The following is a 26,069-nucleotide window of genomic DNA, read 5'->3' on the forward strand; positions in this document are numbered from 1 at the left end:
TTGCGATGCACAGGGGGTGATGCGTTAGACGGTCATCGGGTTGGGTTTCGACGGATCGAGGTTGTACTTGGCGAGTGCTTCGCCAACCACCTTGCGCTCGATCTTGCCTTCATCCGCGAGCGCGTTGAGCGCTGCAACCGTCGTCCAGTAACGATCGACTTCGAAGAAGTGACGCAGTTTTTCACGCGTATCCGAACGGCCGAAACCGTCGGTGCCGAGCACCACGAACTTGCGCGGCACCAGACCACGGATCTGGTCGACCAGTGCGCGGATGTAGTCGGTCGAAGCGATGACCGGACCTTCCGTGCCCTTGAGCAGCTTTTCGACGTGCGATTCGCGGCGCGGCTCGCTCGGGTGCAGCAGGTTCCAGCGCTCGACTTCGTGGCCTTCACGGGCCAGTTCGGTGAAGCTCGGGACGCTCCAGAGGTCGGCTTCGACGCCCCAGTCGTTCTTCAGCAGGTCGGCGGCAGCGATCACTTCGTTGAAGATCGTACCGGCGCCCAGCAGTTGAACGCGCGGGCCCTTGGCCTTCTCGTCGCCCTTACGGAACGCGTACATGCCCTTGATGATGTCGGCGGCTACGGCCTCACCCTGCGGAATCGCCGGGTGCTCGTAGTTTTCGTTCATCACGGTGATGTAATAGAACACGTCTTCCTGGTCCTGCACCATGCGGCGCAGACCGTCTTGCATGATGACCGCGAGTTCGTAGCCGAAGGTCGGGTCGTAGCTCACGCAGTTCGGCACCGATGCCGCCCACAGGAGCGAGTGACCGTCTTCGTGCTGCAGACCTTCGCCGTTCAGCGTCGTACGGCCTGCGGTGCCGCCCAGCAGGAAGCCGCGCGAACGCATGTCGCCAGCGGCCCACACCAGGTCGCCGATACGCTGCATGCCGAACATCGAATAGAAGATGTAGAACGGGATCATCGTCTCGCCGTGCGTCGAGTACGACGTCGCGGCGGCGATCCAGTCCGACATACCGCCGGCTTCGTTGATGCCTTCCTGCAGGATCTGACCGCTTTCCGATTCCTTGTAGAACATCAGCTGGTCGGAATCTTCCGGCACGTACTTCTGGCCTTGCTGATTCCAGATACCGATCTGGCGGAACAGACCTTCCATACCGAAGGTACGCGATTCGTCCGGCACGATCGGCACGACGCGCTTGCCGATCGCCTTGTCCTTCAACAGGATGTTGAGGATACGCACGAACGCCATCGTCGTCGAAATCTCACGGCCTTCGCCCGTGCCCTTGAGCAGCGGCTCGAATGCTTCGAGCGCCGGCACCGGCAGCGACTCGGCCTTCTGGCGGCGAGCCGGCAGGTAACCGCCGAGGTCCATGCGCTTCTGGCGCATGTATTCGAGTTCCTTCGAACCTTCCTCGAACTTGAGGTACGGCACGTCGACGATCTGCTCGTCGGTGATCGGCAGGCGGAACTGGTCGCGGAACTTCTTGAGCTGATCCACCTGCATCTTCTTCTGCTGGTGGGTGATGTTCATCGCCTGACCGGCTTCGCCCATGCCGTAGCCCTTGATCGTCTTCGCGAGGATGACGGTCGGCTGGCCCTTGGAGTTCGAAGCTTCGTGGAACGCCGCGTAAATCTTGTGCGGATCGTGACCGCCGCGGTTCAGGTTCCAGATGTCGTCGTCGGACCAGTCGGCGACCAGCGCCTTCAGTTCCGGCGTGTTGAAGAAGTGTTCGCGAACATACGCGCCCGACTCCGACTTGTACGTCTGGTATTCGCCGTCGACGACTTCCATCATGCGGCGCATCAGCGCGCCCGACTTGTCGCGTGCGAACAGCGCATCCCAACGCGAACCCCAGATGACCTTGATGACGTTCCAGCCGGCGCCGCGGAACTCGCTTTCGAGTTCCTGGATGATCTTGCCGTTGCCGCGCACCGGGCCGTCCAGACGCTGCAGGTTGCAGTTGATGACGAACACGAGGTTGTCCAGACGCTCGCGGCCGGCCATGCCGATCGCGCCGAGCGATTCCGGCTCATCCGTTTCGCCGTCGCCGAGGAAGGCCCAGACCTTGCGGCCTTCGGTCTTCACGATGCCGCGCGCCTGCATGTACTTCATGAAGCGGGCCTGGTAAATCGCCATGATCGGGCCGAGACCCATCGAGACGGTCGGGAACTGCCAGAAGTCCGGCATCAGCCACGGGTGCGGGTACGACGAGATGCCCTCGCCGCCGACTTCCTGACGGAAGTTGTCGAGCTGGTTTTCGCTCAGACGGCCGAGCAGGAACGCGCGCGAGTAGACGCCCGGCGACGAGTGGCCCTGCACGAAAATCAGGTCGCCACCGTGTTCCGGCGACGGTGCGTGCCAGAAGTGGTTGTAGCCGACGTCATACAGCGTGGCCGCCGACGCGAACGAGGCGATATGGCCGCCCACGTTGGTGTGCTTGCCCGCGCGCAGAACCATCGCCATGGCGTTCCAGCGCGTATACGAGCGGATGCGGTGCTCGATATCCTGGTCGCCCGGGTTCTTCGCCTGGGCCACGACCGGAATCGTGTTGATGTACGGGGTGTTGGCCGAGAACGGCAGATGTTCGCCATGCACGCGGGCGAATTCGATCTGCTTCTCGATCAGGTAGTGGGCGCGGTCGGGGCCGATGGTCGAGATGACGCCATCGAGCGCCTCCAGCCATTCGGCGGTTTCCTGGGGATCTTCGTCCTTGTCAGCGGCAACGTACTTCAGGACTTCGTCGGGTACAGCGGACATGCTCGTCTCCTGGATGTAAGGGGAACGCTGTTGATCGGACCATGCGGGCAGCAACGTGTGTAGACGTGACCAGGCCGACCGCAGCAGCTTTGCGGGCGATTGTAATTAGGCCGTCCGCGTTCGCGCAAGGAAATTTTCGAATTGCGGGATGGGATTTTATAATGCGAAAAATTGTTGCAGCGCACGCTGAATCGTTCGCGCCCTTGTACCGAAGTCGGCCAGTTTGAACCCGTTTTTCGGCGATTTATCGCTTTTTTCGCGGCATTTCCGTGTCTTACGCTGAGCTACAATCCTTGCCATGTTGACCGAACGGCTTTTCGCACGCTCGGCGCGGCCGCCCGGTTCGCCCGGCGACACGTCGCCGTCCCGCTGGCACCACGGACCGTGGTGGTCGAATTCCTATTTGCTGACGCCTCTCCTGTCGATCCTGGTGTTCCTGATCGTCATGAGTCTGATCTTGTGGAGCCTGAACCGCCGCGAGCAGCAGCAGCAGGAAGACACGCTCTACCGCAATGTGGCCTGGGCCCAGCAACAGATCCGCCTCTCCATGACAGGCGCGCAGGAGCAATTGCAGGCGCTCTCGCGCGATCTGGTGGCCGGCCACAACGACCCGCAATCGTTCCAGGTGTCCACCACGGACATCATGCAGGGTCATCCTGAAATCCTGTATCTGAACTGGTACACGAGCCAGCAGGAGCCGCGCTGGCCCACCACGGCCATGCCGATGTTCGGCCAGCGGCTGGCCAAGCCGAACGACGCGCAGATGGACGAAGCCGTAAAGGCCGCGTTCGCCGAAGCCCGCTCGACGCGCCGTCAGGTGTACTCGCCGCTTATTTACGACGACGTCGGCAACGGCTACATCACGCTCCAGACGCCGGTATACCGCGATCGGGAATTCCTTGGCTCGATCGCGGCCGTGTTCTCGGTCGAAGGCATCCTGAAGCACGACATTCCGTCCGAGCTGTCGGCCAAGTACAAGATCTCGATCCTCGACGCGAACAACCGCGAACTCGCCACCACCTCGACCCGCCCGCGCCTGCCGCGCGACGTGTTCTACGACCTGCCGCTCGACCCGCCGGGCCAGGGCGTTTCGGTGCGCGTGTACTCGTATCCGCAGATGACCAACTTCACGAACAATACGCTCGTGTGGCTGGTCGCGGGGCTGTCCTGTTTCGTGCTGTGGAGCCTCTGGAGTCTGTGGAAACACACGCGCCAGCGCTTCGAGGCGCAGCAGGCGCTGTACGCGGAAGCGTTCTTCCGCCGCGCGATGGAAAACTCGGTTTTGATCGGCATGCGCGTGCTCGACATGCATGGCCGGATCACGCACGTCAATCCGGCGTTTTGTCGCATGACGGGCTGGGATGAAAGCGATCTGGTGGGCAAGAACGCGCCGTTCCCGTACTGGCCGCGCGACGCCTACCCGGAAATGCAGCGCCAGCTCGACATGACGCTGCGCGGCAAGGCGCCCTCCTCGGGTTTCGAGCTGCGCGTGCGCCGCAAGGACAGCTCGCAGTTCCATGCGCGCCTCTACGTTTCGCCGCTGATCGACAGCTCGGGCCGTCAGACCGGCTGGATGTCGTCGATGACCGACATCACCGAACCGAAGCGCGCGCGCGAAGAACTCGCCGCCGCGCACGAGCGCTTCACCACGGTGCTGGAAAGCCTCGACGCCGCCGTGTCCGTGCTGGCCGCCGACGAAGCCGAACTGCTGTTCGCCAACCGCTACTACCGCCACCTGTTCGGCATCCGCCCGGACGGCCATCTGGAACTCGCGGGCGGCGGCGGATTCGATTCCGCCAGCGCCTCGTCGGATTCCATCGACATGGTCGATGCCTACGCCGGCCTGCCCGCCACCGCGCTCACCGACAGCGCCGCCGACGCGCAGGAAATCTACGTCGAGCGCATCCAGAAGTGGTTCGAAGTGCGCCGCCAGTACATCCAGTGGGTGGACGGCCATCTCGCGCAGATGCAGATCGCCACCGACATCACCACGCGCAAGCAGGCCCAGGAACTGGCCCGCCAGCAGGACGAAAAGCTGCAGTTCACGAGCCGCCTGATGACGATGGGCGAGATGGCCTCGTCGCTCGCGCACGAACTGAACCAGCCGCTCGCCGCGATCAACAACTATGCTTCGGGCACGGTGGCGCTGGTGAAATCGGGCCGTGGCGCGCCGGAAAACCTCTTGCCCGCGCTCGAAAAAACGGCGCAGCAGGCCGTGCGCGCCGGCATGATCATCAAGCGCATCCGCGAATTCGTGAAGCGCTCCGAACCCAAGCGCCAGGCCGCGCGGGTCGCCGATATCGTCGCCGATGCCGTGGGTCTCGCCGAAATCGAAGCGCGCAAGCGCCGCATCCGCATCGTGACCGATATGCGCTCGCGCATGCCGGTGATCTACGTCGATCCGGTGCTGATCGAGCAGGTGCTGGTCAACCTGCTGAAAAACGCCGCCGAAGCCATGGCCGACGCGCGCCCGAATGCCGTGGATCCAGTGATCCGCGTGATCGTGAAGCGCGAAGGCGGCAACGTCTGCATCAGCGTGGTGGATCAGGGCCCGGGCGTGGACGAAGCCACGGCCGAGCGTCTGTTCGAACCGTTCTACAGCACCAAGTCCGATGGCATGGGCATGGGGCTGAATATTTGCCGCTCGATCATCGAATCGCATCGCGGGCGCCTGTGGGTGGTCAACAACATTGAAGCTGACGGCCACATCAGCGGCGCCACGTTCCATTGCAGTCTGCCAATCGGCGAATCGGACCAGCCCACGAGGGACGGCCGCGACGAGCCGACTCCACAAACCGTTACGGGAGAGCCATGAACAGCCCAGTCACCACCCAGGAAACCGTCTTTGTTGTTGATGACGATGAGGCCGTACGAGACTCCCTGCGCTGGCTGCTCGAAGCGAACGGCTACCGCGTTCAGTGCTTCACGAGCGCCGAGGAATTCCTCGACGCCTATCAGCCCGCACAGCAGGCTGGCCAGATCGCCTGTCTGATTCTGGACGTGCGTATGCAGGGTATGAGCGGGCTCGAGCTTCAGGAGCGCCTGATCGCCGACAACGCCTCGCTGCCGATCATCTTCGTGACCGGTCACGGCGACGTGCCGATGGCCGTGTCGACCATGAAGAAGGGCGCGATGGACTTCATCGAGAAGCCGTTCGACGAAGCCGAACTGCGCAAGCTGGTCGAGCGCATGCTGGAAAAGGCCCGCAGCGAAAGCACCAACGTGCAGCAGCAGCGTGCCGCCGCCGAACGCCTGGGCAAGCTCACGGCGCGCGAGCATCAGGTGCTGGAGCGCATCATCGCCGGCCGCCTGAACAAGCAGATCGCCGACGACCTCGGCATCAGCATCAAGACCGTGGAAGCGCACCGCGCCAACATCATGGAAAAGCTCAACGTGAACACGGTCGCCGACCTGCTCCGTCTGGCGCTTTCCAACAAGCCGCAACAGGCGCAGCAGCCGCAGTCGTAAGCCGCGGTTGTCAACCTTTGAACGGTTTCTCCAGCGGACCACCCCGACGGGTGGTCCGCTACGTTCGCCCTAACACATTCCCCCGCATTTTTCCTGCCTCGCCCGGCTGACGATCCGTCCGGCCGCGACAAGTCACGCCCGTCTGACAGGTATAATGTCGGCCTTCGCAGCAGCGCCCGCTGCGCGCGACGTCGGGTTCCCCGGGTCCTCAGCCCCGAACCCGCCGCGTCGATTCGATCGCCCCTGCCGGGCGCGCTCCAGCGTGATTGCCCGCTTTTGTCCCTAGCCACCCTCGATTCTCGACCGACCATGACTGCCACTCTCATCGACGGCCTCGCCCTCTCCAAGAAACTGCGCGCCGATGTCGCCACGCGCGCTGCCGCCCTCACCGCTCGCGGCCATCAGCCGGGCCTCGCGGTCGTGCTGGTCGGCGACAATCCGGCGAGCGAGGTCTACGTGCGCAACAAGATCAAGTCGTGCGAGGACAACGGCCTGCATTCGTCGTACGACCGCTATCCGGCCACGCTGTCGGAAGCCGATCTGCTCCAGCGCATCGACGAACTGAACAACGATCCGAAGATCCACGGCATCCTGGTTCAACTGCCGCTGCCGAAGCACATCGACAGCCATAAGGTGATCGAGGCGATCGCGCCCGAGAAGGACGTGGACGGCTTTCACGTCGCCAACGCCGGCGCGCTGATGACCGGCCAGCCGCTGTTCCGCCCCTGCACGCCCTACGGCGTGATGAAGATGTTCGAGGAGTACAACATTCCCCTCGAAGGCGCGAACGCCGTGGTGATCGGCCGCTCGAACATCGTCGGCAAGCCGATGGCGCTGCTGCTGCTCGAAAAGGGCGCGACGGTCACGATCTGCCATAGCAAGACCGCCGACCTCGCGAAGCACACGCGCGACGCCGATATCGTCGTGGCCGCCGTGGGCAAGCGCAACGTGCTGACCGCCGACATGATCAAGCCGGGCGCAACGGTGATCGACGTGGGCATGAACCGTGACGACAACGGCAAGCTTTGCGGCGACGTCGACTTCGCAGGCCTGCTCGACAAGGCCGGCTTCATCACGCCGGTGCCGGGCGGCGTCGGCCCGATGACGATCACCATGCTGCTCGTCAACACGATCGAAGCGGCAGAGCGCGCTGCAGGCGCGTAAGCGCAGCGCCCGACCCGCACGCAGTCACGAAGCGGCCCCATGCGGGCCGCTTTGCTTTTTGGGGCGCGGATCGCGCGCTGGCGGCATTCCATTAGCGCCAACGACGCCGATTGCGCCACCCTGCCCCGACTTCTGTTAATTTGCACAGACGACCCGGTTGGAAAGTGCGCCCCGCGCCCCAATAACCGATCTATCGGGGCGCGCGCCTTTTCAGTTGGCCTGGCGCGCCCCGGCCCTACACAGTGCGACAACCGCATGCGAATCAACCGCGACAGAAGGAACAGGACGCATCATGGCAATTACTTCCTCCGATAATCCGCTGCTCGATTTTTCCGGCCTGCCGCGCTTTGGCGAGATCCGTCCCGAACACGTGACGCCCGCGCTCGACGTGCTGCTCGCGAACGCCAGCGCCGCCGTCGAACGCGCCGCGCAACCGATGACGCCCGCGCAATGGAGCGACGTGGTCGAACCGGTCGAACGCGTCACGGAACCGCTCTCGCGCGCCTGGGGCGTGATCGGCCATCTGAACGCCGTCGCCGATACGCCGGAACTGCGCGCCGTCTATGGCGAAAACCTGCCGCGCGTGACCGAATTCTGGTCGAGCGTCGGCCAGAATCTCGCGCTGTTCGAGAAGTACAAGGCCATCACGAATCACAACTCGTTCCAGTTGCTCACGAGCGAGCGCAAGAAGATCCTCGACAACGCCCTGCGCGACTTCCGCCTCTCGGGCGCGGAACTGCCCGAAGACCAGAAGCCGCGTTTCGCCGAACTGCAGGAGCGCCAGGCCGCGCTCGCCAAGGCGTTTTCGGATCACGTGCTGGACGCGACCAACGCCTACGCGTTCTACGCGAAGGAAGAAAGCGAACTGGTCGGCCTGCCCGAAGACGTGATCGCCGCCGCACGCGAAGCCGCCGAGCGCGAGAACAAGGAAGGCTGGAAGTTCACGCTGCACTTCCCCTCGTATTTCCCGGTGCTGCAATACTCGGAAAACCGCGCGATGCGCGAGACGATGTATCGCGCCTATGTCACGCGCGCATCGGAACTCGGCGCGGTCTACGGCGGCGGCAAGCCCGAATGGGACAACACCGCGATCGTCGACGAACAACTGAAGCTGCGCGCCGAAGAAGCGAAGATGCTCGGCTACAACAACTTCGCCGAAGTCTCGCTCACGCCGAAGATGGCGGAAACGCCCGCGCAGGTCATGAGCTTCCTCGAAGACCTCGCCACGCGCGCGCGCCCGCATGCGGAAAAGGACTGGCAGGAACTGCGCGAGTTCGCCGCCAGCGAATTCGGCCTCACGCAGATCGAACCGTGGGACATGGCCTTCGCCGCTGAGCGTCTGCGCCAGAAGCGCTATTCGTTCTCGGAAAACGAGGTCAAGCAATACTTCCCTGAAGACTTCGTGCTCAAGGGCCTGTTCAAGGTCACGGAAACGCTCTTCGGCGTGCGTATTCGCGACGACAGCGCGCCGGTCTGGAACGACACCGTGCGCTTCTTCCGCGTCGAAAACGCCGACGGCACGCTGGTCGCGCAGTTCTATCTCGACCTCTACGCGCGCGAAGGCAAGCGCGGCGGCGCATGGATGGACGACGCGCGCTCGCGCCGCAAGCTCGAAACGAACGGCGTGCAGACGCCGGTGGCCTACCTCACCTGCAACTTCTCGGCGCCTGTTGGCGGCCGCCCGGCCTGCTTCACGCACGACGAAGTCATCACGCTGTTCCACGAGTTCGGCCACGGCCTGCATCACATGCTCACGCGTGTCGATGAGCTGTCGGTCTCGGGCATCAACGGCGTGGAATGGGATGCGGTCGAACTGCCCTCGCAGTTCATGGAGAACTTCTGCTGGGAATGGGACGTTCTCACGGAAATGACGTCGCACGTCGATACGGCCAAACCGCTGCCGCGCGAACTGTTCGACAAGATGATCGCCGCGAAGAACTTCCAGAGCGGTCTGGGCACGCTGCGCCAGATCGTGTTCTCGATGTTCGACATGGCGCTGCACGTCGATTTCGACGCGTCGAAGGGCAAGACCGTGAACGATCTCGCCCGCGAGATCAACGAGCGGTATCACGTGATCGCGCAGGCGCCGTTCTCGCGCTGGCCGAATACGTTCAGCCACATCTTCGCGGGCGGTTACGCGGCGGGCTACTACAGCTACAAGTGGGCGGAAGTGCTGTCCGCCGACGCCTATGCCGCGTTCGAAGAAGCGGCGCAGGCTGCGCAGTCGAGCGTCCTCGATCCGGCCACCGGCACGCGTTATCGCAAGGAGATTCTGGAAGTGGGCGGCAGCCGCCCGGCGATGGAATCGTTCAAGGCGTTCCGCGGCCGCGAACCGAATATCGACGCGCTGCTGCGTCATAACGGCATGGAGCAGCCGCCGGCGCAATAAGCGCGCTGCGCTATATCGCCTGGTCGTTTCAAGCAAAACCGCGCACTTCACCGTGCGCGGTTTTTTTTATTGCCTGGCGTTTTATCGATGCAGCTTGAAATCGACGCTTGCGGGCCGCCCGTCCAGCGCGAGCGTTGCACGCTGCGCCGGCTGACGGCTCACCACCTTGCCGCGGCTAATCACGGCCAGCCGCGCGGCGCGCAGGCGGATCGCCTCGATGGGATCGCGCGCGTCGAGCACCACCAGATTCGCCGCGCAACCCGGCGCGACGCCATAACCCTCGAGGCCGAGAATCTTCGCGGGATTGACCGTCACCGCATCGAAACACGCACGCGAGGCGTCCACGCCCGTCATCTGCGCAACATGCAGGCCCATCTGCGCGACTTCGAGCATGTCGCCCGAACCGAAGCTGTACCACGGGTCCATCACGCAATCGTGGCCGAACGCGACCGTCACGCCCGCCGCCATCAGTTCAGGCACACGCGTCATGCCGCGACGCTTGGGATAGGTATCGGCGCGCCCTTGCAAGGTGATGTTGATAAGCGGATTGGCGATGGCAGCAACGCCCGATTCGCGCATCAGCGGAATCAGCTTGCTCACGTAGTAGTTGTCCATCGAATGCATCGACGTGAGATGCGAGCCGGTCACGCGGCCATGCAGCCCGAGCCGGTGCGTGTGCGCCGCGAGCGTTTCGATATGGCGCGAGAGCGGGTCGTCGGATTCGTCGCAATGCATGTCCACGCGCAAGCCCTTTTCGGCGGCGAATTCGCAGAGCAGGCGCACGGACTCCGCGCCGTCGGCCATCGTGCGTTCGAAGTGCGGAATGCCGCCGACCACATCGACGCCCATCGCAATCGCGCGCTTGAGGTTGTCGAACGCGCCCGCGCTGCGCAGCAAACCATCCTGCGGAAACGCCACCAGTTGCAGATCGAGATACGGCGCGACACGGCGCTTCACTTCCAGCAGCGCTTCGACCGCAAGCAGACGCGGATCGCAGACATCGACATGCGAGCGGATCGCCAGCAAGCCGCGCGCGACAGCCCAGTCGCAATACTGGAGCGCACGCTCGACCAGCGCCTGCTGCGTGAGATCGGGCTTGAGTTCGCCCCACAGCGCGATGCCCTCCAGCAGCGTGCCCGATGCGTTCACGCGCGGCAGGCCGTAGGAGAGCGTGGCGTCCATATGGAAATGCGCGTCGATGAACGGCGCGGACACGAGCGCGCCCGCTGCATCGATTTCCTCGCGCGCCTGCGCCGCAATAGTCGGCTCGACGGCGGCGATACGACCCGCCTCGATACCGATATCGACGCTGGGATGCCCGGCGGGATGCGCATGTGCGAGCACGGCGCGGCGAATGATCAGGTCCATGTGCGGCTCCTTGCTGGCGTCTTGTTCTATAGCTCGGTGGTGGATCGATTCTATCGGCGCCAGAAATCAGCCGCTATCCGGGCTGCCCGCCGGGAAATGCGAGAGTGGCGGGAATTGCGAGAAAACTGTCTGGTCACTGTCCCCTCGCCGTATCGTGACAGTTGGGCGCGACCGTACCTGTACAGCCAGGACAGCACGCCTATACTCGTGCGGACACTTCAACCATTCGCGATGCAGGCCATGAAGACAATCGGTGTAATTGGCGGTATGAGCTGGGAATCGTCGGCGGAGTATTACCGCATGCTCAACGGCGAAACGAAGGCGCGGCTTGGCGGACATCACAATGCCCGCAGCCTGATGGCCACCGTGGATTTCGCGGAGATCGAAGCGCTGCAACGCGCGGGAGACTGGGACGCGCTAGGCGTGCTGATGGCGCAGGCGGCGCGGCAACTGGAACGCGGCGGCGCCGATATCGTGCTGCTCGCGACCAACACGATGCATCGCGTTTGCGCGGCGATCGAGGCGGCGATCACGATCCCCTTCCTGCATATCGCCGATCCCACGGGCGCAGCGCTGCGCGCGGCGAGCGTCACGCGCGTGGGACTGCTCGGCACGCGCTATACGATGGAGCAGGATTTTTATGTGGGCCGGTTGCGCGACGTGCATGGCATCGAAGCGATCGTGCCGGAAGCCTCAGAGCGCGACGACGTGCATCGCATCATCTACGACGAGTTGTGTCACGGCGTGGTGCAAGCGGCTTCGCGTGGCGTGTATCAGCGTGTGATCGAATCGCTGGCCGCGCGTGGTGCGCAGGGCGTGATACTCGGCTGCACGGAAATCACGCTGCTGATTGGCGCTGACGATTCGGCCTTGCCTGTATTCGATACGACCGCATTGCATGCGAAGGCGGCAGTCGATTGGTCGCTCAAGCAATCAGCGGGAACAACCGACGCGTAGAAAACAAAAAAGGGTTACACGCCGATGCGTTGTAACCCTTGATTGCTTCTGACAGAACAGCTTTGGTTGCGGGGGTAGGATTTGAACCTACGACCTTCGGGTTATGAGCCCGACGAGCTGCCAGACTGCTCCACCCCGCGTCCGTCAGAGAAAAGAATTATAGGGTGCGGCTGTCATGAAGTCAACACTTATTTTTGCTAGCCCTTCTGTACGCACTTGCGGATTCCAGCGTGAATCACTTCGTGCATCGCAATTAATTCGGAATCCAAACGTTATTCGCTGGCTTGCCCGCCGTCTTCGTCAAAGAACGCCTGCAGCTCAGCGGCCCATTCGAGCCACGTTTCCTGCGTGCGAATCCCCGCCTTCAAGATCGCGTACTGCAACTGCTGACCACGCGTGAGCGACGCTGCGCCGAAGTCGCGCTGCTCGATGGCGCGATAGGTATCGAGTCGCTCGCGCGCCTCATCCATCATGCGGCGCAGTTCTTCCATCAGCCCGAGCGGGCCGATCACCGCATCGGCGCGCAATTTCAGCAACAGCAGATTGCGGTCGTCGCCGGTCAGACGCGTTTCGCGCACCCAGCGCGCCACTTCTTCGCGCCCCACCGGCAGCACCCGATACACCTTCTTGCGCGTCGCCGCCGCGTCTTCTTCGACCACGGCCACCCAGCCCGCATCCACCATCCGGCCGAGTTCGCGATAAATCTGCTGGTGCGTGGCCTGCCAGAAGTAAGCGATCGCCCGGTCGAAGCGGCGAGCCAGGTCATAGCCGGACGACGGCTTCTCCAGCAGGGCAATGAGGATGGCGTGTGGCGTGGACATGCGGCGATTCTAAACCACGCTTGCGGCGATACCGCCCCGGTTATTTCCCCGAGCGCACACACTATGCAACTGGTTGCATAGTGTCTGGCGCTTTGCTATGTTTATCGACACCAACAACACGACGGCGCCCCGCCCTTGCGCCGGGGCCGCCGGTTCCGTTCAGGAGATATGCATGTCCTTGCCCGCCGTCCTGCGCCGCGGTCTGTCGATTCCCGTCGTCGGCTCGCCGCTTTTCATCATCTCGAACCCCGATCTCGTGATCGCGCAGTGCAAGGCCGGCGTGGTCGGCTCGTTTCCCGCGCTCAACGCACGTCCCGAGCATGTGCTGGGCGAATGGCTCGATCGCATCACGACCGAGCTTGCCGAATACAACGCAAAGCATCCCGACCGTCCCGCTGCGCCGTTCGCGGTGAACCAGATCGTCCACAAGTCCAACGACCGTCTGGAGCACGATCTGGGCGTGTGCGCGCAATACAAGGTGCCGATCGTCATCACGTCGCTGGGCGCGCGCGCCGAAGTGAACGACGCGATTCACGCATGGGGCGGCATCGTGCTGCACGACGTCATCAACAACACCTTCGCGAAAAAGGCGATCGAGAAAGGCGCCGACGGCCTGATCGCCGTCGCGGCCGGTGCGGGCGGCCATGCCGGCACGCTCTCGCCGTTTGCGCTGATTCACGAGATTCGCGAATGGTTCGACGGCCCGCTGCTGCTCTCGGGCGCGATCGGCAACGGCAACGCCATTCTGGCGGCGCAGGCGGCGGGCGCCGACCTCGCTTATGTCGGCTCGGCGTTCATCGCGACTGAAGAAGCCAATGCGGTCGAGGCATACAAGCAGATGATCGTCGAGAGCAGCGCCGCCGATATCGTCTACTCGAATCTCTTCACCGGCGTGCACGGCAACTATCTGCGCCCGAGCATCGTGGCGAGCGGCCTCGATCCCGACGCGCTGCCGGAATCGGACCCGTCTAAGATGAGCTTTGCGTCGAGCGGCGCGAAAGCGTGGAAGCACATCTGGGGTTCGGGCCAGGGCATCGGCGCGGTCAAGAGCGTCGTGCCCGCTGCGGATCTGGTCGCGCGTCTGAAGCGCGAATACGACGCCGCACGCGCGCGGCTGGGTGTGATCGCCGCGCCCGCAGACACGCCGGTCGAAGCCTGACCGTCAAGGCGGGAACGCATGACTCGCGCTTGCGTTCCCACTTTGAAAGCGCGCGATGCGTCAGCCCGTCAGCCGCGCGCTTTCACTCGCGCGATTTCCTCTTCGACATCGCGCAACCGGTCCTTGCCGAAGAAGATTTCGTCGTTGACGAAGAATGTCGGCGCGCCAAACGCACCACGCGCGAACGCGGCTTCGGTGTTTTCCATCAGCGTGCTTTTCACTTCCGCATCGGCGAGCGCCGCTTCGAAGCGGGCCGCGTCGAAACCATCGGCTTCGAGCGTGGCACGCAGCACGGCCGGATCATCGAGCTTGAGACCGTCTTCCCACATATGCGCGAACATGCGATCGACGTAACGCTCGAACACGCCTTCGCGCTGCGCGGCCACGGCGCCACGCATCAACGCCAGTGTGTTGACGGGAAAATGCGGATTCATGCGGTACGCCGTCAATCCGTGCTGCGCAATAAAGCGCTTGATTTCGAGGAACATGTATTTGCGTTTGTTCTCGATATTCGCCGTCGTTTCTGCGGGCGAACGGTTGCCGGTGAGTTTGAAAATGCCGCCCAGCAAAATCGGCACATATTCGAAGTGCACGTTCTGGCGCGCTTCGATCTGCGGGATCACCTTATGGCTCAGGTAAGCGTTAGGACTCCCAAAGTCAAACAGAAACTCAACTTTCACATCGCTCATCGTCTCTCCTCCATTTGTACGTGAATGCCTTGACGCATATTCCTCCACACAGACGAACATGACAAGCACACCCACTACTCCGATGCAAAAGAAAGCCGTCCTCGTGATTGGCGCCGGCGACGCCACCGGCGGTGCCATTGCACGCCGCTTCGCACGTGAAGGCTATATCGCCTGCGTGACGCGCCGCAACGCCGACAAGCTCGCGCCGCTCGTGGCGCAGATCGAAGCCGAAGGCGGCGTCGCGCACGCGTTCGGTTCGGACGCGCGCAAGGAAGAGGACATGGTCGCCCTCTTCGCCGAAATCGAAGCCAATATCGCGCCGATCGAAGTCGCCATCTTCAATATCGGTGCGAACGTGCGCTTCAGCGTGACGGAGACTACGGCGCGCGTTTATCAGAAGGTCTGGGAAATGGCCTGTTTCGCGGGCTTTTTGATGGGCCGTGAGGCCGCCAAAGCGATGTTGCCGCGTGCGCGCGGATCGATTCTCTTCACGGGCGCCACGGCGAGTTTGCGTGGACGTGCCGGGTTTTCCGCGTTCGCGGGCGCCAAGCATGCGCTGCGTGCGCTTGCGCAGTCGATGGCGCGCGAGCTTGGCCCGGAAGGCATTCACGTCGCGCAGGTGATCGTCGATGGCGCGATCGACACGGAGTTTATCCGCGAGAATTTTCCCGAACGCTACAAGCTCAAGGAGCGCGACGGCATCCTGAATCCCGAGCATATCGCCGATGCGTACTGGACCTTGCATCAGCAGCCGAGGGACGCATGGACGCACGAAATGGATCTGAGGCCGTGGATCGAGGAGTGGTGAGCGGCGGCGCGGCGGCATGAGCGCGCAGCGGCTCCCGCAGCGTGCGGGCGTGTTCCCGGTATGATTCGTTATCGATCGGATGCAGGCGGGCGGTATAGTCCCGGCATCGATCCCGGGCACTCGCCCGCCGCACAATCACCCGGTTCATCATCCATGAAAATCGCCACCTGGAACGTCAACTCCCTGAAAGTCCGTCTGCAGCACGTCATCGACTGGCTCGGCGAAAGCAAGGTCGACGCGCTTTGCCTGCAGGAACTCAAGCTCACCGACGATAAATTCCCGCGCGCCGAACTCGAAGCGCACGGCTATCGCAGTTGGTTCGCGGGCCAGAAGACCTATAACGGCGTGGCCATTCTCGTGCGCGACGGCCTCAGCGTCGACGAGGCCACGGTCGTGCGCAATATCCCCGGCTTCGAAGATCCGCAACAGCGCGTGATCGCGGCGACCGTCGAAGGCGTGCGTCTGGTCAGCGCCTATTTCCCGAATGGCCAGGCGCCGGGCTCGGAGAAGTTCACGTACAAGCTCGCCTGGCTGAATGCGATGCACGACTGGCTCGCCCAGGAAATGCAGCAGCATCCGCAACTGGCGCTGCTCGGCGATTACAACATCGCGCCCGCAGACCGCGACGTGCACGACCCCAAGGCATGGGAAGGCCAGAATCTGGTTTCGCCGGAAGAACGCGCGCAATTCGAGCGGCTGATCGCGCTGGGCTTTGTCGATTCGTATCGCCAGTTCGAGCAGCCGGAGAAGATGTTCACGTGGTGGGATTACCGCATGTTCGCGTTCCGCCGCAATGCGGGGCTGCGCATCGATCACATCCTGCTCTCGCCCGCGCTCGCGCCGAAGCTGGTGGCGTGCGAGATCGACAAGGTGCCGCGCAAGTGGGAACAGCCGTCCGATCACACGCCGGTGATCGCGGATATCCATCTCGCGGGCTAAAAACCTTATCGACCAACGCGGGCGGCATCAGGTACGCCGCCCGCGCTCAAACCCGCTTCACCACGTTCCGCCCAACGTAGTCCACAGAAAGCGGAACACCAGCGCATCGTACTGCGCGCGCTCCAGCGAATCGCTGCCCGGCCCGTGGCCGCCGTCCGTGTTCTCCAGATACCAGACGTTCGCGTGCCCCTGCTCCTGCATGCGCGCGACCATCTTGCGCGCGTGCGCAGGATGCACGCGATCGTCGCTGGTCGAGGTCGTGAACAGCACGTCCGGATACACCACGCCCGGCTTCACACGCTGATACGGCGAATACGCCGCGAGCGCCTGCGCTTCTTCGGGCTCCTCAGGATCGCCATATTCGTCGATCCACGAAGCGCCCGCGTGCAGCAGCGGATAGCGCTGCATGTCGAGCAGCGGCACTTCGCAGAGCACCGCGCCGAACAGTTCCGGGCGCTGGACCATGCACGCGCCCACCAGCAGGCCGCCATTGCTGCCGCCGCGAATGCCGAGTTGCGGCGCGCTCGTGAAGCCTTCCGTCACCAGTTGCTGCGCAACCGCGATGAAATCGTCGAACGAGCGTTGACGGTTTTCGCGCTGCGCTTCCACGTGCCACGACGAACCGTATTCGCCACCGCCGCGAATATGCGCGATGGCGACGATGCCGCCCTGCTCCAGCCAGCCGATACCCGATCCCACCAGATACTGCGGCGTGAGCGAAATCGCAAAGCCGCCATAGCCTTCCAGCAGACACGGCAGCGGTTTGCGCGCGCCGCCTTCGAGCGCGTCGCGCGGGCCGATCACCGTGAACGGCACCCGCGTGCCATCGGCCGATCGCGCGTGCGAGCGGATCACCGTCAGCGGTGCGGCATCGAATTGCGTGGGCCAGCGATCGAGCAATTCCCACGTCTGCAGATCGTCTTTCGCGAGGTCGGCAAGCCAGTACTCGGGCGGCAAAAGATAATCGTCGACATCGACGAATACTTCATCGTTGAGCGTGTCTTCGATCGGCGAAACCTCCACCTGCGAACTTGCCCGCGCGGGAAAGAGGCGCGATTGCCACGTCCATGCGCCCTGCTCTTCGACGGGCTGCCAGAGCATCGTGCGGCTTTGCACGTCGTCGAGCCACGAGACGATCAAGACGTTCTTCGTATAGGTCCAGTCGCACGCCGATGTCACCGGCGTGGGCGTAAAGAGCGCCGTGACATTGCGATCGCCGGCCACAAATGCGTCTTCGCGAATCGCCAGCAGCGATCCGCCCGCATACGTATGCGCACCGAGCGTCCAGTCCAGACGCGGTTCGAGCAGCAGCCAGCCATGCCATGCGCCCACCGCCACGTGCGAAGGCACGTCGTAGACCTGCCACTGCCCGTTCGCATCGAGACGATATGAATATGAATCGAAGAAGTCGACGCTGCGCACCACGTCGTGACGCTGCTCGATCGGATCGTAGTCGCCTTCCACGCTGATATCGTCGAACTCGCCGCGGAACACCACGGGCGCATCGGCCAGACGCGCGCCACGGCTCCAGCGGCGCACTTCGCGCGGATAACCCGAGCGCGTGAGCGTCTTCTTGCCGTGGTCCCAGCCGACGTAGACCGTATCGCGGTCGATCCACGAAATCGTGTGCTTGCCCTCTTTGCCGATGGCAAACCCGCCGTCGACAAACACGCGCCGCTCGAGATCGAATTCACGCACGACGACGGCATCGGCGCCGCCATCGGAAAGCTGAATCAGCGCGCGATCGCCGTCGGGATAGAGAATGTCGATACCGGCGCACACCCAGGGCACGCCTTCCTCTTCGCCGAGCGCATCGAAATCGATCAGGCTTTCCCACTGCGGACGATGCGCACGCCAGTCCGCCCATTTCGCGCGGCGCCAGAGTCCCTTGGGATTGTCTTCGTCTTCCCAGAGATCGTAGGCCCACTCCTGCCAGCGGGTGGGGATCACGGGCCGCTCACGCGGCAGATAGGCTTGCGCCAGGCGCTTCTCCAGCGCCTCGAAACGCGCGCCGCCTTGCCACGCGGCACGCGTGCGCGCGTTCTGCTGCTCGACCCACGCCATCGCGGCGGGATCGTCGAGTTCTTCGAGGGACAGGAAAGGATCGGCCTCGGCGGGCCATGGAGAAGTCACGGGCATATTCGGTCATCGACAGGAAAACAGCGTCGATTATGCCCGAGAGGGTTCGTGCGCAGCGGCATGGCGGACCGCGCATTCATCGCCGGGACCGCCTTGACCGCTGCGCACGGTGCGCTTATTCCAGGTTGAGTTCCTGGATCTTGCGCGTGATGGTGTTACGGCCGATGCCCAGCCGCTCGGCGGCTTCGACCTTGCGCCCGCGCGTGAAATCGAGCGCTTCGCGAATCACCGCGGCTTCGAAACGACGCGAGAGTTCGTCCATGACATCGGCGCTATTTTCGCGCAGCAAACGCGCGACTTCGGTACGCAAGCCGCTTTCCCAGACGCTCACCGCCAGCGAGGCCACGCCATTGACGGCGGGGAAGCCGCTGGGCAAACCACCGCCCACGCCGCTCGCCACGCCCGGCAAACCGCCAAGGCCGACGCCCGAGCCCGCCGCCACACCCGCAAGCGCGCCATTGACCGCCACTGCGCCCGCGGCCGCAACGTCGCCTGCCAGCGCCTGCGCGCCTTCGGTCGCCGCCACGTGGGCGGGCAGCAGATCGGGCGGCAGATCCTTGATTTCGATGGTCTGCGCCGGCGCCATCACCGTGAGCCAGTTGGCCAGATTCTCCAGCTGACGCACGTTGCCCTGGAACGGCAGCGACGACATATACGCCAGCGCTTCATCCGACACGCGCTTGGGCTCGACGCCCAGTTCGCGCGCACTCTTCTGCAGGAAGTGGCGCGTGAGCAGCGGGATGTCCTCGCTGCGCTCGCGCAGTGCCGGCAGACGCAGACGAATCACGTTGAGGCGGTGATACAAGTCCTCGCGGAACAGACCCTGACGTACGCGCGTTTCCAGATTCTGGTGCGTGGCCGCAATCACGCGCACATTGGCGCGCAGCGGATTGTGGCCGCCCACACGATAGAACTGGCCATCCGACAGCACACGCAGCAGACGCGTTTGCAGATCGAACGGCATATCGCCGATTTCGTCGAGGAACAGCGTGCCGTTCTCCGCCTGTTCGAAGCGGCCCTGGCGCATCGCCTGCGCGCCCGTGAACGCGCCGCGCTCGTGGCCGAACAGTTCGGATTCCAGAAGATCTTTCGGAATGGCCGCGGTGTTCAGCGCGATGAACGGACCGTTCGCGCGTGGGCTATGTCGGTGCAAGGCGCGTGCAACAAGCTCCTTTCCGGTGCCCGACTCGCCGGTGATGAGCACGGTCGCGGCCGAATGCGAAAGCCGGCCGATGGCGCGAAACATGTCCTGCATCGCGGGCGCCTGGCCCAGCATTTCGGGCGCTTCGGCGGGACGCTCGTCCCAGTGCTGCTCGCCGCGCATGCTTTCGTCGACGGCGCGGCGAATCAGCTCGACTGCCTTATCGACGTCGAAGGGCTTGGCGAGATATTCAAATGCACCGCCCTGGAACGCGGCCACCGCGCTGTCGAGGTCGGAGAACGCCGTCATGATGATGACGGGCAGCCCCGGCAGACGCTCGCGCACGGTTTGCAGCAGCTCGAGCCCCGAGCCGCCCGGCATGCGAATGTCGGAGACGAGCACCTGCGGGCTGTCGTGGTCGAGCGCGGCCGCGGCATCGCGCACGTTCGAGAAGCTGCGGGTCGCGAAATTTTCGCGGGCGAGTGCTTTTTCAAGCACCCAGCGAATCGATTGGTCGTCGTCAACTATCCAGATCGGCTTCATAAGGTCGGTCAGAAGTCCTGGTGGCGTGCGGTAGCGGTAGATCGGAAAACAGGTTCAGCTAATGTTCTTCAAACGGCTTCAGGCATCGAGCGGCAGCAGGATCTGAAACTCGGTATGTCCTGGCCGGCTTTCCACTTCGATCAGACCGTCGTGTTGCTGGACGAAAGTCTGCGCGAGCGTGAGGCCCAGACCGCTGCCGTCTTCGCGTCCCGAAACGAGCGGATAGAAGATGCGGTCGCGGATGTCCTCGGGAATGCCGGGTCCGTTATCGATGATATGCAAGTCCAATGCCAGCTTGCACAAGCGTTTTGAAATCGTGATCTTGCGCGCGACGCGCGTGCGCAATTCGATGCGCGCGTCGCCGCGCGAAATGCGCTCGCGCAGCGCCTGCGCCGCATTGCGCACGATGTTCAGGAGCGCCTGGATCAGTTGCTCCTTGTCGCCGCGCAGGTCGGGCACGCTCACGTCGTAATCGCGTTCGATCGTCAGGCCGCGCGGGAACTCCGCGAGAATCACGGCGCGCACGCGCTCGCAGACCTCGTGAATATTCACGTCGCCGACAATATGCGGATGACGGTGCGGTTCGAGCAGCCGGTCCACCAGCGTCTGCAGGCGGTCCGACTCCTTGATGACGACCTGCGTGTACTCGCGCAACTCGCCGCGCTCGAGCGTGCCCAGCTCGAATTCGAGCAACTGGGCCGCGCCGCGAATACCGCCGAGCGGATTCTTGATTTCGTGCGCGAGATTGCGGATCAGATGTTTATTGACGGTCGCGAGGTCATGAATCCGCTCCTCGCGATCGCTCTTCAGATGCCGCTCGTTCTCGAAGAGTTCGAGCAGCACGTAATCGGGTGCGCTTTCCAGGAAGCCGACAATCGCGTGCACGTGCAACGATTCGCGGCCCGGGCGCTCCAGCGTCGCGTCGAGTCGCGTCGCGTGAAAGCGATGCGCGGCGATCGACGCGATCGTCTCCAGCAACTCGTCGGCGTTGGAAAAGAGATCGGACCACACCATCTGCGAAAGCTGACGGCGCGACAGATCGAGCATCGCCTCGGCCGAAGGATTCGCGAACGCCACGCGCAAGCTGCGCTTGTCGAGCACGAGCACGACCGTCGGCAGCGCTTCGAAGCCGGGCAGCAAACCCGATTCGACGAGCGGCACATCGTCCGAAAGCGCGTCCGCGTGGCCTTTTCTTGCCTTGATCAGATTCTTGAGCACCATGTTTCGGCACCGGTGGCTTGAGGGCGCGCCGGCTGGCTGTCCATGTCGATGATGGTTGGCACGACGACGTCGATGACGTCCACGCAGCCAACAAAAAAGGGACGGCACCGCCGTCCCTTCGTGACCCGTCGCGAACGTCGGACAGACGCTTCGCTACGCGAGTGCGAGCGAAGCGCCATCGTCGATTACAGCGAGTAGTACAGTTCGAACTCGACCGGGTGCGTGGTCATACGCACGCGTTGCAGCTCGCCTTCCTTCAGTGCGAGGTAGGCGTCGATCATCGAATCCGTGAACACGCCACCGCGCGTCAGGAATTCGCGATCCTTGTCGAGTGCTTCCAGAGCCTGGTCGAGGCCGGCGCACACGGTCGGGATCTTTGCATCCTCTTCCGGCGGCAGGTCGTACAGGTTCTTGTCGGCGGCTTCGCCCGGATGGATCTTGTTCTGGACGCCGTCCAGACCTGCCATCATCAGTGCCGAGAAGCACAGGTACGGGTTGGCCATCGGGTCCGGGAAGCGCGTTTCGATACGGCGGCCCTTCGGGTTCGAGACGTGCGGAATACGGATCGATGCCGAACGGTTGCGTGCCGAGTAAGCCAGCTTGACCGGTGCTTCGAAGTGCGGAACCAGACGCTTGTACGAGTTCGTCGACGGGTTCGTGATGGCGTTCAGCGCGCGAGCGTGCTTGATGATGCCGCCGATGTAGAACAGCGCGAATTCCGACAGACCTGCGTAGCCGTTGCCTGCGAACAGGTTCTGGCCGTCCTTCCAGATCGACTGGTGAACGTGCATGCCCGAACCGTTGTCGCCAACGATCGGCTTCGGCATGAACGTCGCCGTCTTGCCATACGTGTGCGCCACGTTATGGATGATGTACTTCATCTGCTGCGTCCAGTCCGCGCGCTGAACCAGCGTCGAGAACTTGGTGCCGATTTCGTTCTGGCCTTGACCAGCGACTTCGTGGTGGTGCACTTCGACCGGGATGCCGATCTGTTCGAGCAGCAGGCACATTTCCGAACGGATGTCCTGGAACGTGTCGACCGGAGCGACCGGGAAGTAGCCGCCCTTGACGCCCGGACGGTGACCCGTGTTGCCGCCTTCGATTTCGCGACCCGACGACCACGGAGCTTCGTCCGAGCCGATCTTGACGAACGAGCCCGACATGTCCGTGTTCCACTGGACCGAGTCGAAAATGAAGAATTCGGGTTCCGGACCGAAGAATGCCGTGTCGCCCAGACCCGTGCTCTTCAGGTACGCTTCAGCGCGCTTTGCCAGCGAACGCGGATCGCGCTCGTAGCCCTTGCCGTCAGCCGGCTCGACCACGTCGCAGGTCAGAACCAGCGTGGGTTCTTCATAGAACGGGTCGATGAAAGCCGTGTTCGCGTCCGGGACGAGCAGCATGTCCGAGGCTTCGATGCCCTTCCAGCCGGCGATCGACGAACCGTCAAATGCATGACCCGACTCGAACTTGTCTTCGTCAAAGTGCGACAGCGGAACCGAAACGTGTTGCTCCTTGCCGCGCGTGTCGGTAAAGCGGAAGTCGACAAACTTGACGTCTTCGTCCTTGACGAGTTGCATGACGTCGGCCACGGATTTACTCATAACCTATTCTCCTGATTAACGATTTCGGCGAACGCTGCCGCCTGCCCAATCTTCTGATCTTGCCGGTTGCCGCTTTGCGGCATGCCTTCGGTCGCCAGCTGGTACAGCCGGAGTCCGGTGGCAGGCCGGTTGCGATTCGATCGCGACATATAAAGCAGCTTCCGTGCCATGTTTGCGCCAGCGTGGCGCAAATTTGATCCGGATGCGTCCCCAAGGGGCGAGCGTTGGGCAACCAAGGGGCAACTACACCGAACATGCGGGTAACTCCCGCCCCTCGTTTTCCCCAGCGCCCCCTTCTCGGGCCACTTCCCGGCACCAATTCCGTGCAATCCCGGATTTGGCGCGCGAAACTCACTCCATTATGGTGCATAAACCGGTTTACGCACCAAGCCTGCGCAAATATGCCACCGCGACGCGCGGCGGCCCTGCCTGCAACGCGTGCCGTGCCCCGCTCCTGCTCATTAGCGCGCCACGGCCCGGCGCTTCCCGCACTCATGCAGCGCGCTAGAATAATCCTTTGGTCCAACATGAAACGGGAGATTGATCGTCATGAGTACGCTCGAACAGTTGTACGCCCAGGCCGACACGCGCCGCGCCGAGAACCAGCTGCCGTATGCCGGCGCGCTCTCGCCCGCCGAGGCGTTCGAGCTCCTGCAACTCGATGCGCGCGTCAAGCTCGTCGATGTGCGCACGCGCGCCGAACTCGACTGGGTCGGCCGCCCGGTGATCGGCGACGGCCAGTATGCGCATGTCGAGTGGACGCGCTATCCGGGCGGCGTGCCCAACGCCGAGTTCGTCGCGCAGCTCAAGAGCGTCGCCGACGCCGACACGCCCATCCTGTTCCTGTGCCGCAGCGCCGCGCGCTCGAAACTGGCCGCCATCGAAGCGGCCAAGGCCGGCTTCACCCAGGCCTTCGATCTGCTCGAAGGCTTCGAAGGCGACAAGAACAGCGAAGGCCATCGCAAGACCGTTTCCGGCTGGTGCTTCCGCGGCCTGCCGTGGCTCGGCGCCTGAAGCTGCCTCGCTCGTTAGACACCCTCACAACCCCCGCCAGCCCAAAACCCTGACCGGCCACTTTGAGCGCCCCGTGTGACACGCCGATGATGCGGCCGGGGCGCTCCATCCAGCCTCATCGAGCGATTCCGGGCAACTTCAAGCCGCTTCCGGCGGCTCCACCACATCGCCGCCCAGCAGGTGCACGCCTTCGCGCAGCTTCACGAAAGCCGCCGCCACCGCTTCCGGCTCACCCTTCACGCCCAGATCGATATGGCGGCGCGCATAGATGCCGCCGCGCTCGCTGTCGCCCACGCTCGGCAGACTGAACACGCGCACGCCCGGGAAATCGCGTTCGATGCTTTCCATCAGCGGCGTGAGCGTCGATTCGGGCAACTCGAACACCAGCAGCGACTTTTCCGCGTGCGGCATCTGATGATGCAGATGGGCGTACTTCGTATCGAGCACCCATTCGATCATCGGCCACGCCATCACCGGGAAGCCCGGCACGAAATGATGATCGTGAATCGAAAAGCCCGGAATCTTGTTGTAGCCGTTCGGGATGATCTCGCAGCCCTGCGGGAAGGTGCCCATCTGGAAGCGGTGAAGATTTTCGGGCGAACCGAAATCGACCGGATCGCTGCCCGTGTGCATATCGCGGATGCGCTCGCTGATCGCCGCCTTTGCGTCCGCATGGAGCGCGAGCGGCACGCCTAGCGCCGCCGCCGCGCACTGGCGCGTGTGATCGTCCGGCGTCGCGCCGATACCGCCCGTCGAGAACACGATATCGCCCGAGGCAAACGAGCGCTTGAGCGTGGCGGTAATGCGCGCGGGATCGTCGCCCACGTACTCGGCCCAGTCGAGCGCGAGGCCGCGCGCGCCCAGCAGTTCGATGACCTTCGGCAAATGCTTGTCGGTGCGGCGGCCCGACAGAATCTCGTCGCCGATGATGATGACGCCAAATGCCATGTGTTGCCTCGTCGTATGAATGTTCTTTGAAAGTGTCGGCGGATGCCGGGGACGTCAGTGCACGATGGTCACTTCATGGCCCAGACGGTGCGCCTCTTCCGTGCGCAGGCGCTGCAGCGCGCGCAGGCAGTAATGGCCGAACCAGAGCGCCGTGAACACCAGAATGAAAGCGTAAATCCAGATAGTCAGCGCGGCGATCACGGGGAAGAACAGTAGCATCCACGCCGACGCCACCCAGATCGCCGTCGGCAGCGAGCCGAGCAGCCCGCTCGCCACGCCGATCGCCAGCAGCGGCAGGCGGTTGCGGCGCACGAGTTCGCGGCGCTCCGCGCTGCTCGCGTGCAGCGCGAGCGCGTCGTAAGTCATCACGCGGTAGGTCAGCCAGCCCCAGAGCAGCGGCGGCACCAGCACGCAAAACGGCGGAATGAACCAGAACGGCAAGGTCACGATCAGCAGCACGATGCACAGCAGCGTGGTCCAGAGCGAGTGCAGCACGCTGCCGTACCAGCTACCGCCACGGCGCGCTTCGAGCGAGGCGTACTGGCGCGTGGTCAGATGGCGGATCACGCGCGGCATCGCCAGCGCGACGATCAGCAGCAACACGGTGATGACGATCAGCGGAATCGACAGGATGATGACCACGAACGGCCCAATCATGCTGCGCAGCGAACCGAAGCCCACCCAGTCGAACACATGGTAGACGTAACCGGTGGCGGGCCAGGCGTCGAGCGTGCCGCGCACGCCGTCGATCAGCGGTTGCCAGAAGGCGTAGAGCAGACCGCCCCACACCGCGGCCGCCACCAGGAACGGCACAAACGTGAGGAACAGCATCGAGGGGTGGAATGCGCTGGTGAGCGCGCGTCCAAACGAGCGCAACAAGTCGTTCATGCGGGCGTGAAAGCGGAGGAAAAACGGAGACGGGTCACGAAGCCTGCGTGGTTCAGTGCGGCAAAACGACAGCATAAACCACGGCGCGCAT

The 26,069-nt window shown here is 63.5% G+C and carries 20 protein-coding genes and 1 tRNA gene; 9 read left to right on the top strand and 12 right to left on the bottom strand.

The genetic code is table 11. The features are described 5' to 3' along the window. Positions 1 to 24: 24 nt before the first annotated feature. Complete coding sequence (gene aceE / locus G3N59_RS07230) at positions 25 to 2,721, bottom strand: pyruvate dehydrogenase (acetyl-transferring), homodimeric type (protein WP_205981865.1); 2,697 nt, start codon at positions 2,719 to 2,721, stop codon at positions 25 to 27. A gap of 298 nt (positions 2,722 to 3,019) precedes the next feature. On the opposite strand from aceE, the gene fixL reads away from it, so the two are divergent. The 4 genes from fixL to G3N59_RS07250 all read left to right on the top strand — a co-directional run bounded on the left by fixL (position 3,020) and on the right by G3N59_RS07250 (position 9,742). Then, positions 3,020 to 5,536 carry an oxygen sensor histidine kinase FixL gene (gene fixL / locus G3N59_RS07235; protein WP_205981866.1) on the top strand — a complete coding sequence of 839 codons (2,517 nt, stop codon included), beginning with the start codon at positions 3,020 to 3,022 and terminating at the stop codon, positions 5,534 to 5,536. Further along, positions 5,533 to 6,189, top strand: coding sequence for an oxygen response regulator transcription factor FixJ (gene fixJ / locus G3N59_RS07240; RefSeq protein WP_205981867.1), 657 nt, complete (start codon positions 5,533 to 5,535; stop codon positions 6,187 to 6,189). Before fixL ends, fixJ begins: the two co-directional genes overlap by 4 nt. Positions 6,190 to 6,498: 309 nt before the next feature. Further along, positions 6,499 to 7,353 (top strand): bifunctional methylenetetrahydrofolate dehydrogenase/methenyltetrahydrofolate cyclohydrolase FolD, encoded by an 855-nt coding sequence (folD, locus tag G3N59_RS07245; RefSeq protein ID WP_205981868.1) that lies wholly within the window; start codon positions 6,499 to 6,501, stop codon positions 7,351 to 7,353. A gap of 292 nt (positions 7,354 to 7,645) precedes the next feature. Continuing rightward, positions 7,646 to 9,742 carry a M3 family metallopeptidase gene (locus G3N59_RS07250; RefSeq protein ID WP_205981869.1) on the top strand — a complete coding sequence of 699 codons (2,097 nt, stop codon included), beginning with the start codon at positions 7,646 to 7,648 and terminating at the stop codon, positions 9,740 to 9,742. A gap of 81 nt (positions 9,743 to 9,823) precedes the next feature. On the opposite strand, the gene G3N59_RS07255 is transcribed toward G3N59_RS07250, so the two are convergent. Then, complete coding sequence (locus tag G3N59_RS07255) at positions 9,824 to 11,110, bottom strand: amidohydrolase family protein (protein WP_205981870.1); 1,287 nt, start codon at positions 11,108 to 11,110, stop codon at positions 9,824 to 9,826. Between the two features lie 240 nt (positions 11,111 to 11,350). Between G3N59_RS07255 and G3N59_RS07260 the strand changes: the two genes are divergently transcribed. Further along, a complete protein-coding gene (locus G3N59_RS07260; protein ID WP_205981871.1) occupies positions 11,351 to 12,067 on the top strand; it encodes an aspartate/glutamate racemase family protein in 717 nt (238 codons plus the stop codon). A gap of 63 nt (positions 12,068 to 12,130) precedes the next feature. Here the strand turns inward: G3N59_RS07260 and G3N59_RS07265 are convergent. Further along, a tRNA-Met gene (locus tag G3N59_RS07265) sits at positions 12,131 to 12,207 on the bottom strand. Between the two features lie 132 nt (positions 12,208 to 12,339). Next, positions 12,340 to 12,888 (bottom strand): helix-turn-helix transcriptional regulator, encoded by a 549-nt coding sequence (locus G3N59_RS07270; protein ID WP_205981872.1) that lies wholly within the window; start codon positions 12,886 to 12,888, stop codon positions 12,340 to 12,342. A gap of 172 nt (positions 12,889 to 13,060) precedes the next feature. Here G3N59_RS07270 and G3N59_RS07275 point away from each other — a divergent pair, with 172 nt between their 5' ends. Further along, the gene (locus G3N59_RS07275) at positions 13,061 to 14,047 is read left to right on the top strand and encodes a nitronate monooxygenase family protein (RefSeq protein WP_205981873.1); all 987 of its coding nucleotides are present in this window, start codon (positions 13,061 to 13,063) and stop codon (positions 14,045 to 14,047) included. A gap of 68 nt (positions 14,048 to 14,115) precedes the next feature. On the opposite strand, the gene G3N59_RS07280 is transcribed toward G3N59_RS07275, so the two are convergent. Beyond that, the gene (locus G3N59_RS07280) at positions 14,116 to 14,736 is read right to left on the bottom strand and encodes a 2-hydroxychromene-2-carboxylate isomerase (protein WP_205981874.1); all 621 of its coding nucleotides are present in this window, start codon (positions 14,734 to 14,736) and stop codon (positions 14,116 to 14,118) included. Between the two features lie 82 nt (positions 14,737 to 14,818). Here G3N59_RS07280 and G3N59_RS07285 point away from each other — a divergent pair, with 82 nt between their 5' ends. Together G3N59_RS07285 and xth are read left to right on the top strand one after the other, a co-directional pair. Beyond that, the gene (locus tag G3N59_RS07285; RefSeq protein WP_205981875.1) at positions 14,819 to 15,544 is read left to right on the top strand and encodes an SDR family oxidoreductase; all 726 of its coding nucleotides are present in this window, start codon (positions 14,819 to 14,821) and stop codon (positions 15,542 to 15,544) included. Positions 15,545 to 15,697: 153 nt separating this feature from the next. Continuing rightward, positions 15,698 to 16,483, top strand: coding sequence for an exodeoxyribonuclease III (gene xth, locus G3N59_RS07290; protein ID WP_205981876.1), 786 nt, complete (start codon positions 15,698 to 15,700; stop codon positions 16,481 to 16,483). 57 nt (positions 16,484 to 16,540) lie between these two features. Here xth and G3N59_RS07295 read toward each other — a convergent pair whose 3' ends face one another. The 5 genes from G3N59_RS07295 to G3N59_RS07315 all read right to left on the bottom strand — a co-directional run bounded on the left by G3N59_RS07295 (position 16,541) and on the right by G3N59_RS07315 (position 23,298). Beyond that, on the bottom strand, positions 16,541 to 18,622 hold the full coding sequence (locus G3N59_RS07295; RefSeq protein ID WP_205981877.1) for a prolyl oligopeptidase family serine peptidase: 2,082 nt from the start codon (positions 18,620 to 18,622) through the stop codon (positions 16,541 to 16,543). Positions 18,623 to 18,737: 115 nt separating this feature from the next. Further along, positions 18,738 to 20,306, bottom strand: coding sequence for a nitrogen regulation protein NR(I) (gene ntrC / locus G3N59_RS07300; protein ID WP_205981878.1), 1,569 nt, complete (start codon positions 20,304 to 20,306; stop codon positions 18,738 to 18,740). Positions 20,307 to 20,384: 78 nt separating this feature from the next. Continuing rightward, positions 20,385 to 21,527 (bottom strand): nitrogen regulation protein NR(II), encoded by a 1,143-nt coding sequence (gene glnL, locus G3N59_RS07305; protein WP_205981879.1) that lies wholly within the window; start codon positions 21,525 to 21,527, stop codon positions 20,385 to 20,387. Between the two features lie 185 nt (positions 21,528 to 21,712). After that, positions 21,713 to 23,128, bottom strand: a complete 1,416-nt coding sequence (glnA, locus tag G3N59_RS07310) for a type I glutamate--ammonia ligase (RefSeq protein WP_205981880.1) — start codon at positions 23,126 to 23,128, stop codon at positions 21,713 to 21,715. Next, positions 23,125 to 23,298 carry a hypothetical protein gene (locus G3N59_RS07315; protein ID WP_205981881.1) on the bottom strand — a complete coding sequence of 58 codons (174 nt, stop codon included), beginning with the start codon at positions 23,296 to 23,298 and terminating at the stop codon, positions 23,125 to 23,127. Before G3N59_RS07315 ends, glnA begins: the two co-directional genes overlap by 4 nt. Before the next feature lie 379 nt (positions 23,299 to 23,677). Between G3N59_RS07315 and G3N59_RS07320 the strand changes: the two genes are divergently transcribed. Further along, positions 23,678 to 24,142: a rhodanese-like domain-containing protein gene (locus G3N59_RS07320; RefSeq protein WP_205981882.1), complete on the top strand. Its 465-nt coding sequence runs from the start codon at positions 23,678 to 23,680 to the stop codon at positions 24,140 to 24,142. Positions 24,143 to 24,280: 138 nt separating this feature from the next. Here the strand turns inward: G3N59_RS07320 and G3N59_RS07325 are convergent, their stop codons facing one another. Then, complete coding sequence (locus tag G3N59_RS07325) at positions 24,281 to 25,090, bottom strand: molybdopterin-binding protein (protein WP_205981883.1); 810 nt, start codon at positions 25,088 to 25,090, stop codon at positions 24,281 to 24,283. Between the two features lie 54 nt (positions 25,091 to 25,144). Then, the gene (locus tag G3N59_RS07330) at positions 25,145 to 25,978 is read right to left on the bottom strand and encodes an EI24 domain-containing protein (RefSeq protein ID WP_205981884.1); all 834 of its coding nucleotides are present in this window, start codon (positions 25,976 to 25,978) and stop codon (positions 25,145 to 25,147) included. Positions 25,979 to 26,069: the final 91 nt, after the last annotated feature.

The sequence above is a fragment of the Paraburkholderia sp. Ac-20340 genome (genome assembly GCF_017104965.1).
Classification (GTDB): domain Bacteria; phylum Pseudomonadota; class Gammaproteobacteria; order Burkholderiales; family Burkholderiaceae; genus Paraburkholderia.